Origin of the sequence: Intestinimonas butyriciproducens (genome assembly GCF_016901775.1) — a bacterium.
Taxonomy (GTDB): domain Bacteria; phylum Bacillota; class Clostridia; order Oscillospirales; family Butyricicoccaceae; genus Pseudobutyricicoccus.
Genome location: NZ_JACJKW010000034.1, coordinates 1 through 12952 on the forward strand (window position 1 = coordinate 1; position 12952 = coordinate 12952).

12 protein-coding genes and 1 riboswitch are annotated in these 12952 nt (G+C 58.7%); of the genes, 5 read left to right on the forward strand and 7 right to left on the reverse strand.

Going from position 1 to position 12952, the window contains the following annotated elements; genetic code table 11:
• The 3 genes from H6A25_RS12195 to H6A25_RS12210 all read left to right on the forward strand — a co-directional run.
• The coding region (locus tag H6A25_RS12195; RefSeq protein WP_204752395.1) for a DUF4130 domain-containing protein at positions 1–220 on the forward strand (220 nt) is incomplete at its 5' end.
• A gap of 44 nt (positions 221–264) precedes the next feature.
• Complete coding sequence (locus H6A25_RS12205) at positions 265–1500, forward strand: metalloregulator ArsR/SmtB family transcription factor (protein ID WP_345941613.1); 1236 nt, start codon at positions 265–267, stop codon at positions 1498–1500.
• Between the two features lie 406 nt (positions 1501–1906).
• On the forward strand, positions 1907–2143 hold the full coding sequence (locus tag H6A25_RS12210) for a thioredoxin family protein (protein WP_204752396.1): 237 nt from the start codon (positions 1907–1909) through the stop codon (positions 2141–2143).
• A 577-nt stretch (positions 2144–2720) separates the two neighbouring features.
• On the opposite strand, the gene tsf is transcribed toward H6A25_RS12210, so the two are convergent.
• The 7 genes from tsf to H6A25_RS12245 form a co-directional block, all read right to left on the reverse strand.
• Positions 2721–3644, reverse strand: a complete 924-nt coding sequence (gene tsf / locus H6A25_RS12215; protein ID WP_204752397.1) for a translation elongation factor Ts — start codon at positions 3642–3644, stop codon at positions 2721–2723.
• A gap of 109 nt (positions 3645–3753) precedes the next feature.
• Complete coding sequence (gene rpsB / locus H6A25_RS12220; protein WP_204752398.1) at positions 3754–4554, reverse strand: 30S ribosomal protein S2; 801 nt, start codon at positions 4552–4554, stop codon at positions 3754–3756.
• A 148-nt stretch (positions 4555–4702) separates the two neighbouring features.
• Complete coding sequence (locus tag H6A25_RS12225) at positions 4703–4999, reverse strand: YlmC/YmxH family sporulation protein (RefSeq protein WP_204752399.1); 297 nt, start codon at positions 4997–4999, stop codon at positions 4703–4705.
• 608 nt (positions 5000–5607) lie between these two features.
• Positions 5608–6666, reverse strand: coding sequence for a hypothetical protein (locus H6A25_RS12230; RefSeq protein ID WP_204752400.1), 1059 nt, complete (start codon positions 6664–6666; stop codon positions 5608–5610).
• A 528-nt stretch (positions 6667–7194) separates the two neighbouring features.
• Entirely contained in the window at positions 7195–7872 is a 678-nt protein-coding gene (locus tag H6A25_RS12235) for a 4Fe-4S double cluster binding domain-containing protein (protein WP_204752401.1), read from the reverse strand.
• 242 nt (positions 7873–8114) lie between these two features.
• Positions 8115–9665 carry an ABC transporter substrate-binding protein gene (locus H6A25_RS12240; RefSeq protein WP_204752402.1) on the reverse strand — a complete coding sequence of 517 codons (1551 nt, stop codon included), beginning with the start codon at positions 9663–9665 and terminating at the stop codon, positions 8115–8117.
• Between the two features lie 468 nt (positions 9666–10133).
• Positions 10134–10790, reverse strand: a complete 657-nt coding sequence (locus tag H6A25_RS12245; protein WP_204752403.1) for an ECF transporter S component — start codon at positions 10788–10790, stop codon at positions 10134–10136.
• A gap of 124 nt (positions 10791–10914) precedes the next feature.
• Positions 10915–11032, reverse strand: a riboswitch (FMN riboswitch).
• A 510-nt stretch (positions 11033–11542) separates the two neighbouring features.
• Here H6A25_RS12245 and H6A25_RS12250 point away from each other — a divergent pair.
• A complete protein-coding gene (locus H6A25_RS12250) occupies positions 11543–12493 on the forward strand; it encodes a hypothetical protein (RefSeq protein WP_204752404.1) in 951 nt (316 codons plus the stop codon).
• A 110-nt stretch (positions 12494–12603) separates the two neighbouring features.
• The gene (locus H6A25_RS12255; RefSeq protein ID WP_204752405.1) at positions 12604–12747 is read left to right on the forward strand and encodes a hypothetical protein; all 144 of its coding nucleotides are present in this window, start codon (positions 12604–12606) and stop codon (positions 12745–12747) included.
• Positions 12748–12952 lie beyond the last annotated feature (205 nt).

Consider the following 12952-nt stretch of genomic DNA (forward strand, 5'->3'; position numbering starts at 1 on the left):
GGGCAACCTGGAAATGCCCGCCCCCGCCCCCGAGGAAGCAGAGATCCAGAATATGTGGCGGAGCTTTTACAACACCCTGGCCATCCCCGCCCGGGAAAATCCCCGCTGCCGCATGACCCATATGCCCAAGCGCTTCTGGGAGTTTCTCACCGAGCTCACACCGCCGGATGGAGAAAATGATGAAAAAGCATTGACATTTTTCAATGGGATGGTACAATAGGCTCAGAACGATAAATAGATTATTCCCAATGCGAGGTGGAACCTATGGAAAGAACCCTGCCCCAGCTGGAAGAGGTGTTCCGGGCTCTGTGTGACAAGAACCGGGCCCAGATCCTCACCATGCTTCGTGACAAAGAAATGTGCGCCTGCAAGATTCTGGAGCATTTCGATATGCGCCAGCCCACCCTTTCCCACCACATGAAGGTTTTGTGTGACGCCCAGCTGGTGACCTGCCGCCGGGAGAGCCGCTGGGCCTTTTACCAGCTGAACCAGCCGGTGATCCAGGAGCTGATGGATGCACTGGGCGCCTTGCAGCAGGAAAAGGGGCCTGCCCTGCCTCCGCCTGCCCCCCAGGGAAAGACCCGGCTCTATGTGCTCACCGGCTTTCTGGGCTCGGGCAAAACCACCCTGCTCCTTCGGCTGCTCACCGCCCTCACAGGCCGCCGGGTGGGGGTCATCCAGAATGAGTTCGGCAAACTGGGCATCGACGGCCAGATCCTCCAGCGGGGGGATGTGGAAATGGTGGAGCTCAACCGGGGATCCATCTTCTGCTCCTGCCTGAAGCTGTCCTTTGTCCAGGCCCTGGCCGATATGGCAAAGCAAAACCTGGATTACCTGTTTGTGGAAAGCTCCGGTCTGGGCGATCCCTCCAACTACCAGGAGATTCTGGACGCCGCCCGGGAGCTTGCCGGGGACCGGTATGATTTCCAGGGCGCCATCTGCCTGATTGATGCTGTCAACTTCATGGAGCAGCTCCGGGACATGGAGACGGTGGAGCGGCAGCTGAAGCACTGTCATCTGGCGGTGGTGACCAAGGTGGATCTCATCGGGCCGGAGAAGATGGAAGAGCTGAAAGAAGCCATCCGGAAGATCAACCCCCGCTGCCCCATCCGTACCTGCACCCAAGGGGATCTGGACCTGTCCTTCCTGGGTGAGGATCTGCTGCAATACAGTTGGGCCGAGGGCGAGGAGAGCACCAACACCGAAGAACAAAAGCCCAAGACCATTTCCCTGTGGTTTGACGGGGTGATGGACAAGGGGACGCTGGATCAGATTCTCCAGGCGATCCTGCCCCACGCTTACCGGATCAAGGGATTTTTCCATCTGGAAGAGGGCTGGAACCAGGTGGATGTGGTGGGAGACCGCATCGATCATGCTCCCTGTCAGCCCCACGAAAAAAGCCAGCTGGTGTTTATCTCCCGCATCGGGCCCCAGATCATCAAGAAGGTCATGGAAGCCTGGCAGAATCACACCGACGCCAAAATGGAACTGAAAAACTAGGCAGCGTGACGCTGGTGGAGTGCCTCCACTCCCGTTCCTGTCTCCGGTGGGGATGCGCCCCGTGCCCCACTGCTCCGGGTGTGATAAACCATCACCCGGTAGGAGCCGGTTTGCAGTCCTGGCAGAGTGCCCCAGAAAGGCCGGTTGTGTTTACCTGGGCAAAGAAAGTTTTGCCAGCGACGGCTCGCCGCAGCCCCCCTTGTGCAAAGGGGGGACAGCATGGCAAAGCCATGCAGGGGGGATTGTCAAGCCGATTGCATCCTTTTGCTCGGCTACATGACTGGATGCGGCAGCACCGCCTGGCCGTCCGGCCACCGGACCGACGGCCTAGGCACTGGGCCAGCGTGACGCTGCCAGAAGGCTTGCAATATCCGGCGATTGTATCAGAGGAGATGACGCAATACAAATGGAAATCAAAGTGATCGGCACCGGCTGCGACAAATGCGACCGGTTATATGAAAACACCCAGGAAGCCCTGGGCAACCTGGGGATGGAAGCTAATGTGGAGAAGGTAGAAGATCTGGTGGAGATCGTCAAGCTGGGAGTTATGACCTCCCCTTCCCTGATGGTGGACGGCAAACTTTTGATCTGCGGCCGGGAAGCCAAAACCCGGGAGATCGAAAAACTCCTCTCCCGCGCCTAGGCAGCGTGCCGCCGGTGGAGTGCCTCCACTCCCGTTCCTCTCTTTGCCTTTGCCGGTTGTGTCCACCTGGGCAAAGAAAGATATGGCCTGTCCGGCTACCGGACCAGCGTGACGCTGGACCCAAAACTCTCCCAGGCTGTATGCGTTGCTACGCATTCCTGCTCCGGCGCTGGCAAGCCAACACCGGCAGGGGCCTTGGTGCAATCTTAGCAAAGTATATAAAAAAAGCTCCCCTCTCGGGGAGCTTTTTTGCAGCGTGACGCTGCACCCATACGGCGCTCCCACGCTGAGCAACAGAACCAGGCCGTTATGTTCACCCAGCCAAACAAAACACAACCAGCATAGCCTTTTCAATAGCACTTGGCTCCGGCGGGGACCCCGCCTGGGGCGCGAAAAAGGTCGGGGAAAAACCTAGTTTTTCCCCGAGAGCCAGCGGCGGCGTCACCTGACGACTTGCAAGTTATTTCAGCTTTATGCTGAAATAACACGCCGCCAATGGCAAAAAGCCGACCCAGGGAACAGAGTTCCACTGGATCGGCTTTTTTGGCAATGTTCGCCGCAGCGAACATTCTGGCTCTTACTTCTTGGCCATGGCGGCGACTTCGGCGGCGAAGTCGTCTTCTCTCTTGGCCAGGCCCTCGCCCTTCTCAAAGCGGACGAAGTTCTTGATGGAGATGGTGCCGCCCAGCTCCTTGGCCTTGGCATCCACATACTTACTGACGGAGGTCTTGTTCTCCTTGACGAAAGCCTGATCCACCAGGCAGTTCTCCTCGAAGAACTTGTTGATGCGGCCACTGACGATCTTCTGGGCCACAGCTTCGGGCTTGCCCTCGTTGATGGTCTGGGCCATCAGGATCTCCTTCTCGTGCTCCACCACTTCAGCAGGCACGCTGTCCCGGTTCAGATACTGGGGATTCATGGCAGCGATCTGCATGCACACATCGTGGCCCAGCTCGTTGACAGCGGCGTTGCCCTTCAGGTTGTCGGAAACTTCCAGAGCAACCAGCACGCCGATCTTGCCGCCCATGTGCATATAAGCCACATTCTGGGTCTTCTCGCAGAAACGGACGAAACGGCGGATCTGGATGTTCTCGCCGATGGTGGCCACCTTCTCGGTGAGCACTTCGGCAACGGTCTTGCCCTCTTCGGGATACTGGCAGGCCTTCAGAGCCTCCAGATCAGCGGGGTTCTCCTTCATAACGACTGTGGCCAGGTCCTTGACGAACTTCTGGAACACTTCGTTCTTGGCAACGAAGTCGGTCTCGCTGTTGACTTCCACCATGGCGCCCACGCCGCACTCATCGCACACGCCGGCATACACCATGCCTTCCGCAGCCACACGGCCAGCCTTCTTGGCGGCAGCGGCCAGGCCCTTTTCCCGCAGGAACTCTACGGCCTTATCGAAATCACCGTCAGAGGCGGTGAGAGCTTTTTTGCAATCCATCATGCCGGCGCCGGTGCGCTCACGCAGATTCTGGACATCCTTCGCAGTAAATGCCATTTTTCATTCCTCCATAATCGGTATCAGGGGAACCTTTCCCCTATTCTGTTCTATTGTTTTACCCCAGTTAAGCCCGCATGGTTGCGGGCTTGACTGAGAAATTTATTTCTTACTGATTGGCGATCTCTTCAGCGGTCTTGGAAGCTCTCTTCTGAGGAGCTCTGGGGGTCTCGTCCACCACTTCGCCCTCTTCGGCCTTGACAGCCTCGTCGGTGACTTCCAGCTGCTCGCCCTGACGGCCTTCCAGCACGGCGTTGGCCATGGTCTGGCTGATCAGCTTGATGGCGCGGATGGCGTCGTCGTTGCCGGGGATGACATAATCCACTTCATCGGGATCGCAGTTGGTATCCACGATAGCAACGATAGCAACGCCCAGCTTGCGGGCTTCGGCGATAGCGTTCTTTTCCTTCCGGGGATCGATGACGAACAGAGCGCCAGGCAGCTTCTTCATTTCCTTCACGCCGCCCAGGTATTTCTCCAGCTTTTCGATTTCCAGCTTCAGCTTGACAACTTCCTTCTTGGGAAGCAGGTTGAAGGTGCCGTCCTCTTCCATCTTCTTCAGCTGATTCAGACGGTCGATGCGGCGGCGCATGGTCTTGAAGTTTGTCAGCATGCCGCCCAGCCAACGGGCGTTCACATAGAACTGGCCGCAGCGCTCGGCTTCTTCCTTCACGGCTTCCTGAGCCTGCTTCTTGGTGCCAACGAAGAGGACGCTGTCCCCGGCGGCGGCCACATCACGGACAAAGAAATAAGCCTCTTCCAGCTTTTTCACTGTCTTCTGCAGGTCGATGATATAGATGCCGTTTCTCTCGGTGAAGATGTACTGCGCCATCTTGGGGTTCCATCTTCTTGTCTGGTGGCCGAAATGGACGCCGGCTTCCAGAAGCTGTTTCATAGAAATTACTGCCATTTTCAATTTCCTCCTTTTGGTTTGCCCTCCATTGCGCTCCCTTCGGCGCGGCCCCGCAGGGCACCGGGCGCCGGAGACGCAATGTGCGTTTTAGCCATATTAGGATATCACAAAGACATGCAGATTGCAAGAAAATTTTTCATTTTTCTCAGAACCTGCGGCGATGGGTGCTCCGGCGGTGGGGCGGCAGCGACGGCAGAGCCGGCAGGCGGCGCACCAGGATGATGTCGTCGCCGATTTTCTCCACATTGTCCCAGGGGATGCAGGCATCCTCTTCCCGGCCCAGCAGGCCGAAAAAACGGGCCCTTCCCGGGGTGAAAAAAGACCGGATCTGGCCGGTTTCCAGATCGATCTCGGCGTCATAGATATAGCCCAGCCGGGCGCCGCTCTGAAGGTCGATGACTTCCTTGTCCCCCAGGTCGAACAAACGGCAGCTTTTTTCCATCCTTCTTCCCCCTTCCCTGCATCTTACGCAGAAAAGGGCCGACTTATACCAGCGGAGCGCCTCCGCAGTCATACTGCGCTTCCACACTGGGCAATCGAACTGAGGCCGGTTGTGTTTGCCTGGGCAAAGAAAGTGTGGCCGTCCCGACACGGGACCAAAGAAAAAGCCCCCCTTGTGCAAAGGGGGGACAGACCGCCGAAGGTGGTCAGGGGGGATTGACAGCACTCAGCTATATTATAGATACCAGCTGCCTGGTGTGGGGTTTCTGGCTGGGTGCCCTCAATCCCCCCGGCGGCGCAGGCCGCCACCCCCCTTTGCACAAGGGGGGCTTCTTTGCTGCTCTGCACACAACGAGCTTTTCTGAGACGCTGGTGGCGAGCCGCCACTCCCATACTCTCCCCGGCTGTATGCGCTCATGGCCCAGGTGCTCCGGCCTTGCCGGAAGGAGCCTGGGTGCAGTCCTGGCCAAGTGCGCAGAAAAGGCTCCCCGAAGGGAGCCTTTTTCCTGGGCTTGGTTCTATTGCCTAGCGCGGTAGCGCAGTATGGCCGTCCGGCCACCGGACCCAGCGTGACGCTGGCGGACACCGGACCACGCAGTCGGGAATGGATTATGTGGGGTCGTTTTCGTCCTTTTTCTCTGCCTGGGCCTTTTTCATGGCGGCCCGCCGGGCCTTCTCCTGCTCCCCGGCCGAGGGCAGCTTGGATTTTGCCGGAGCCTTGGCCCTGGTCTTGGCAGCCGTCTTTGTACCGGCTTTTGCAGTGGTTCTGGCAGCCGTTTTGGTTCCGGCCTTGGTCTTGGCCTCAGCCGCTTCTTTTTGGGCCTGGGCTTCGGCGGCTATTTTCCCGGTGCCCCGCAGATTATAGATCAGACAGACATAGCAGCCCAGGGCAAAAAACAGGGGCGTGGGGTTCATGCCGTATCCCTGCACCGTCCGCCGGCCCCAGGAGGTCTTCAGCTCCTTGTTGCCGTCCTCATCGTGGCGGATGGTGCCGTCCTTATTATATTTATAGGTGATGTCGGTGATGTAATTTTCCTTGCGCACCACGGTGTTATACTGATCGGCGGTGGTGACAAAGCCCGCCCCCAGCAGCACAAAGGCCACCAGGGTCACCCACAGAAAGCTGGGCATGGGCAGCTTCTTCATCCGCCGCCAGATCAGGCGAAGGATGACGCAAAGAAGCAGCACCGGCAGCAAAACAAAGGAGAGCTCCAGGAAGGAAGCATAGCCCAAGAGGAAGAGAAGCAGGCCCAGGCTGATGAAAAAGCTGAGCCAGATGGAAGAGGCCGCCTGCTGTTTTTTCAGACGCATCACGATCAGCTTGACAGCGCACAGCACCAGGGTCAGAAGCAGCACCGCCAGGCCGCAGGAAGCCAGGAGAGCAAACATCCCTCCGCCGTACCCCGTCATCGTCCACCGGTCCGGCAGGCTGTACAGATACAGCATGGGATTGGACAGGATGCCCATGTTGGTATTGGTTTCGGTGCAGGTGATCAGGAAAACACTCAGAGGAAGGATCAGGGCCAGCACCGCCACCAGATAATAGAGCACCACCCAGGGCGGATAAATTCCATTCTCCTTCTTTTTGGGCTGGTCAAACACCCGCAGCCACGCCGTGGATATCACCCCGGCCAGCACCAGGGAAACCATCACAATGATGAATGCCATCACAAAAACCTCTCTTTCGCCGTTTTCCCTATGATAACACACCTGGCAAAGGATAACAATATGCTAAGAGCCAGAGCCTTTGCTGCGGCAAAGGCTGCCGGAAATTCTGAAAGGAATTTCCGGCATTGACGGCGTGTTATTTTGCCCTTCGGCAAAATAACCATCAGGACGGTAGGTAACGCCGCCTCTGGCCCAGTGCCTGGGCAGGCAAGTCGTGCTCCCGCACTGGGCAGATTACATGAAGAATGGCAAAATAATATGGCCGTCCCGACACGGGACCAGCGTGCCGCTGGACCCGTTCCTCTCTTTGCCCAGGTGGACACAACCAGCCCTGGTTCTGTTGCCTGGTGCGGAAGCACAGTATGGGAGCGGCGGCTCGCCGCTTCGCGCCCCAGGCGGGGTCCCGTGTCGGGGCCAAGTGCCGCAGAATAGCCATGGCGTTTGTGTTTGCCTGAGCAAAAAAGGAACGACAGCCCAGGCACTGGGCCGCTGCCGTTCCTTTCTTTACCCTGCGGCACCCAACCGACCTCAGTTCGCTTGCCTAGTGTAGGGACATACCGCAAAGCAGCGGCCGCAGAGATCGCTGTCCAGACCAAAGCGGGACATCATCTGTTCTTTCTGGCAGGCAAAGCAAGTGGGGGCATCCAGAATCTCATCCCGGTCCTTCCCTTCCCGCCAGCTCTCCCCGTGCAAAGCCCCGGCCGGGCAAATCTCAGCGCACAGGCGGCAGTCTCCGCAAGGATCTCCCTCCAGGGGTTTGTCCGGCGTCAGGGGCGCCTTGGTCAGAAGAGTGGAAAGACGCACCGCCGCCCCAAATTCCGGGGTGATCAGCAGGCCACTTTTGCCGATGCGTCCTAATCCGGCCAGCCGGGCCGCCGTCTTGTGGGGCAGCACCGAGCGGTACGGGTCGATGAACTGGGTATGATCGCTGGTGATGGCCCGGCTTTCATAGCCCCTTTCCTCCAGAAACCGGGCCCCGGCGGTGATGATCCGGTCCAGCCGTGCGTTCAGCTCCTTATATAAATAATAGTATTCCCGGGTGGGGCCTTCTTTCAGCTCCTCCACCATGTGCCGGGGCAGGCTCACCGCCACCGATACCCCCCGGGGAAAACCATAGGGCAAAAGGGCAGAAAAATCGGCTACGCCCCATTTTTCCGCCCCTTCCCGGCAAAGAATCTCTTTCAGTTGTGCTTTCAATGCTTCCATATTCTTTCCTCCCTATGGCGGCCCAGTGCCTGGGCTGTCGTATTGTGCTCCCGCACCCAGTCACAGAACCAGGCTGAGGATGCTTGCCCGGCTTCACAATCCCCCCTGACCGCCTTCAGCGGTCTGTCCCCCCTTTGCACAAGGGGGGTGGCGAGCCGCCACGGCCATACTCTCTTTGCCCAGGCAAACACAACCAGCCTCAGTTCGATTGCCCAGCGCGGCAGCGCAGTATGACAGCGGGGTCACCCCGCCCAGGAAATGTTTTCAAAATACAGCTTGCCGCTGGGGTTTACCTCCACCCCTTGCAGCCCCTTCTTGTAAGCCCGCAGCTCCACCGGCTGATACAAAGGCGCCTGGGTGCAAAGGCTGTTGGCCAGAGCACAGGCCTTTTCCAAAATGGCAAGGCGCTGCGCCCGGTCGGTGGTCTCCTGGGCCTGGTCGATCAGGGCGTCCAGCTCCTCATTGCGCAGGAAGGTCTTGTTGGTGGAGCCGATGGACTTGGAATGGAATACCGCCGTCATATACCCCAGCATGGTGCTGGTGGTGTATCCGCCGATGGCGCCGGTATAATTGCCCTGGGTGGTGGTGGCCAGATAAGTGGCCAGATCCATGCTCTCCACCTGGGCTTCGATGCCGATCTCCGCCAGGTTCTCTACAATCACCTGGGCCGCCCGGCGCTTGGTATCGCTGGAGCAGATGATGCTCAGCTGAATATTCTCTCCATCCGCCCCGGCCTTTTGCAGATATTCCCGGGCCAGCTGGGGGTCATAGCCCTGGGCGTTTTCCTGGCTGTAGCCCGGCAGATTGAAGGGCGCCTGACCAATGGCCGCCTGGCCCAGCCCGCCCAGGGCCTGGGCGATCACCGCTTCCCGGTCGATGGCGGCGCTGATGGCCCGGCGCACCCAGATGTTGGAAAGCCCAGACACTTCGTTGTTCAGCATCAGCCAGGTAGGGCCGGTGGACAGCCACTGGGTGACTTCCATTTCCTCATTCTGGGTCAGGCGCTGATAGTCGGTGTTCTCCACATCCATGAGAAAGTCCACATCCCCGTTTTCCAAAGCGGCGGTGCGCGCCTCCCCTTCCGGGATGATCTTCCACACCATATGGGAGATGGCCGGCTCGCCCAGGAAGTAATCGGCAAAGGCCTCAAACTCCAGCCGGTCCCCCAGCACCCAGGTGCGGAACCGGTAAGGGCCGCTGCCCACCGGGTTTTTGCTGAAGTCGTTGCCGCTGTCGATGAGGTGTTTGGGCAGGATGGAATTGGCATGGAAGCTGAGATCGGTGATCAGGGTGGCCGAGGGCCAGGCGGTCTGGATCTCAAAGGTGTAGGCATCCACCACCCGCACTTCCTGGACGCTGTCGGTGTGCCGCTTCACCTGGGGAAAGGACTTGGCCCATTCCAAAGAAGCCTTCACATCCTGGGCTGTCAGGGTGGTGCCGTCGTGAAATTGCACCCCTTCCCGCAGCCGGAACCGCCACAGGGTATCGCTCACCGCCTGGTATTCCTCCACCAGATGGGGCTGGGGATTCATCTCCATATCCAGGCGGAACAGGGTGCTGTAAGTGAGCAGGTTCATATAATCCCCCGCAATCGAGCTGTGGCCGGTGGGAGACAGAGAGGGCGGCTCGCTCATGGTGGCGATGACGATGCTGTCTTCCCGGGCCATGGGCTCTTCCGGCTCATGGGCCTGGGATGGCGGAAGCGGCTCTCCCCCGCCGCTGCACCCGGCCAGCAGCGAGAAAATCAGCCCCAGAGCACAGAAAAATGCCCCCAGCCGTGTCCGTTTCTTCATGCCGCTCCCTCCTTTCTCAGGATGATATTATTTATAATTATACTAAATTTTGTTACGGTTTGCAATCATGAGTTTATAATCCCGAAACATTCCTAGAGCCAGAGCCTTCGCTGCGGCGAAGGCTGCTGCAAAAAATCCCCCGGAGGAAACCTCCAGGGGATTTTTATGCAGCTTTGGCGGCATGTTATTTTGCCCTTCGGCAAAATAACCATCAGGACGGTAGGTGACGCCGCCCCTGGCTCTCGGGGAAAAACTAGGTTTTTCCCCGACCTTTTTCGCGCCCCAGGCGGGGCCAGCGTGACGCTGGACCCATACTTTCTTTGCTGACCAGCATCCAACCAGCCTTTTCTGTGGCACTCTGCTAAGATTGCACCTCGGCCCCTGCCGGTGTTGGCTCGCCAGCACCGGAGCACAGGAGCAAACAGCGCATACAGCCTTCAGCGGGTTTTGCCTGCGGAGGCACTCCGCCTAGAGGATGCCTTTCATCACCAGCACAAAGAGGACACAGGTGATGAGCACCAGGAGAGACACCAGCAAAGCGCCCCAATTTTTGCCCCCGGCCTTCCGGCTCTGGGACTGGGGCACCAGCCCGGCCCGGCGCAGCGCGGTGACCACCGGCTTATAAAGCAGCATGGTGACAGCGGCATTGATGCCGCTTTTCAGCAGGTTGAAGGGCAGGAAGGCCGGCAGGAGCAGTTCCGCCACGGCGGCACGGGGATAGCCCATATAATAAGGAGTGATCAGGTAGTTCCACAGCAGCATCACGGCCACCATAAAAAGAACGCCGATCCCCAGGCCCAGCATAGCCCCCTTCTGGTCATGGCGCTTTTTATAGATGTATGCGGCGGGGCAGGCAAAGGCACAGGTGGAGAGCACATTCATCAGAAGCCCCCAATAACCGGTGTCGCTGACGGTGAACATCTCCACCACCGAGACCAGGGCCGAGACCAGGAAAGCGCTCATGGGGCCGTAGATGAATCCGGCGATGGTGATGACCACATCTTTGGGGTCATACTTGAGGAAGAGCACCACGGGGATGCGCCCCACCATCATCACGATGAAGGACAGGGCGGCCAGCATGGCCAGCACGGTGAGTTTTTTTGTGTCGATCTTGCGTTTTTCCATTGTTGATTCCCTCCGGAACAGTTTTTTTGGCGAAAAAAGCACCCGGAAACGGCATTGTCTCCGGGTGCTGTGAAAGGCGGAGGCAGAAAGCCCCAAAAAGGCCCTTCGCCGCCCAAAAATTCTCGCACATCTTCTTCCATCCAGACTGTACTGTCGGTACCGGAGTTGCGCCGGTTCCTGCGCCAGAGGCGCTTGCGGACTTTACCGCCGATCGGGAATTTCACCCTGCCCTGAAGACATCTGTTCCCTATTCTCTTTTCCCGAAAGGGAGTATACCACCATTCCTCCCAAAATGCAAGGTCCCGTGTCGGGACCGCCAAAACTCTCCCCGGCTGAGTGCGTTGTTCAGCCCGGGTGCTCCGGCTTCGCCGACAGGGGCCGGAATACAGTCCTGGCAAAGTGCAGAAAAAAGCCGGTTGTGTTCGCTTGGCACCTATCGGGCCCCGCCTGGGGCGCGAAAAAGGTCGGGGAAGTCCGGTGTCCGGACGGGCCCAGTGCCTGGGCTGTCGTCCCTCTCTTTGCCTGGTTACACCGAACCAGCCTGGTTCTGTTGCCCAGCGCGGCAGCGGCCCAGTGCCTGGGCAGCCGTTTCTCTCTTTGCTCGGTTACACACAACCAGCCCTTGTTCGATTGCCTAGCGCGGCAGCGCAGTATGCCAGCGGAGGCACTCCGCTATGCAGGCGGCATATTGTTGCCATTTCCCAGATGTGCTAAAATAAAAAAAGAAAGAGAGGAAGAGAGGTACCCTATCTATGAACATGCTTCTTCCCCTGTTTCTGGCGGTGATTGCCTGCACGGCCGCCGTGATTTTTGCCCGGGCCCTTCTTCTGGCCATCGGCCAGCCCAAGCCCCGGCCCGATGGCAAGCCCATCCTGTGGGTAAGCTGGTACTACGCCGGAATGATCTTTTTCCTCACCCTGCTGCTGAGCATCCTGATGCTGTCGGTTTATGCCCCCATGGCGGAGTTCCTCTATTCCATGCCCTTTGTGGCCCCGCTGCTCATGATCACCCGGCTGCTGGTGCTGGCCTTGATGGTCTTTTTTGCCGCCACCATCCTGATGATGCTGAGCAAAAAGCAGCCGGTACACCGGATGCTCTGGTCGGGCGCCGGTCTGGCCCTGTGTATCACCATCCTGGCCCGGGGCTATGCCGGCTTTCTCCAGGTCTCCTTCCTCCTCATTCCCCTGCTGCTGATCTTTACCCTCTTCCGCCTGTACAAGCAGGCCAAGGCCAAGGGCCCCATGCCCAACCTGATCGTAAGCGGCGTGATTTTTGTGGTCATGGCCATGACCTTCTGGGCCACCGCCGACCAGTACAATGTGGTGGTGAAGCGGGAAAACTACATCACCGACATCACCTATAAATACAACTCGGACGGCTCCATCCGCTATGACGAGGACGGCAACAAGGAGCTGAAGACCTCCTGGGGCCGGCGCTCTGTCCGCTCCTCCGGCTTCAATCCCCTGCCCCTCATCGGCGCTGTGGGCTCCTATGGCTGCCTGATCTATATGCTGGCGTTCATGAGCAAAGCCCCTGCCGCACCCGGAGCCAAGACCGGAACCAAGACCGCAGCCAAGACCAGCACCGGCGCCAAGGCTCCGGCGAAAACCAAGCTGCCTTCGGCCAGTGAGCAGGAAAAAGCCCGGCGGGCCGCCATGCAAAAAGCCCAGGCAGAGAAAAAGGACGAAAACGACCCCACATAATCCATATGGATCGGTGGCGAGCCGCCACTCCCATACTGCGCTCCCGCGCTGAGCAATAGAACCAAGGCCGGGTGCATATCACCCGGCCAGCAAGAAAGGAGAAGAAAACCATGGAATTTGAAACAACCGAAACCGCTGTACCGATGGAAAACAACAGTTCTTCCGCTTTGGGCGGGGTCTCCCCTGTCCTGGTGGTGCTGGTGGTGGCCCTGCTCATCGCCGGTATCGCCTTGGTGCTGCGCAAAAAGAAATAGGTCCCGTGTCGGGACGCCCAAAACTCTCTCAGGCTGTATGCACCGGGGGCCTCGGTGCTCCAGGGCTGGCTGGCCAGCCCTGGAAGGGGCCCACGGTGCAGTCCTGGCCAAGTGCCGCAGAAGGCCAGTTGTGTGCATCCCGGCAAAGAAAGTATGGCTGCGGCGCCACGCCGCCCAAAACTCTCTCAGGCTGTATGGGCTGCAA

What these genes read in the sequence shown, in the direction of transcription:
- rpsB (WP_204752398.1), bottom strand. Translation starts at nt 4,554, where the DNA reads ATGGCAGTAATTTCTATGAAACAGCTTCTGGAAGCCGGCGTCCATTTC.
- H6A25_RS12245 (WP_204752403.1), bottom strand. Translation starts at nt 10,790, where the DNA reads ATGGAAAAACGCAAGATCGACACAAAAAAACTCACCGTGCTGGCCATG.
- H6A25_RS12250 (WP_204752404.1), top strand. Translation starts at nt 11,543, where the DNA reads ATGAACATGCTTCTTCCCCTGTTTCTGGCGGTGATTGCCTGCACGGCC.
- H6A25_RS12205 (WP_345941613.1), top strand. Translation starts at nt 265, where the DNA reads ATGGAAAGAACCCTGCCCCAGCTGGAAGAGGTGTTCCGGGCTCTGTGT.
- H6A25_RS12230 (WP_204752400.1), bottom strand. Translation starts at nt 6,666, where the DNA reads ATGGCATTCATCATTGTGATGGTTTCCCTGGTGCTGGCCGGGGTGATA.
- tsf (WP_204752397.1), bottom strand. Translation starts at nt 3,644, where the DNA reads ATGGCATTTACTGCGAAGGATGTCCAGAATCTGCGTGAGCGCACCGGC.
- H6A25_RS12225 (WP_204752399.1), bottom strand. Translation starts at nt 4,999, where the DNA reads ATGGAAAAAAGCTGCCGTTTGTTCGACCTGGGGGACAAGGAAGTCATC.
- H6A25_RS12255 (WP_204752405.1), top strand. Translation starts at nt 12,604, where the DNA reads ATGGAATTTGAAACAACCGAAACCGCTGTACCGATGGAAAACAACAGT.
- H6A25_RS12240 (WP_204752402.1), bottom strand. Translation starts at nt 9,665, where the DNA reads ATGAAGAAACGGACACGGCTGGGGGCATTTTTCTGTGCTCTGGGGCTG.
- H6A25_RS12235 (WP_204752401.1), bottom strand. Translation starts at nt 7,872, where the DNA reads ATGGAAGCATTGAAAGCACAACTGAAAGAGATTCTTTGCCGGGAAGGG.
- H6A25_RS12210 (WP_204752396.1), top strand. Translation starts at nt 1,907, where the DNA reads ATGGAAATCAAAGTGATCGGCACCGGCTGCGACAAATGCGACCGGTTA.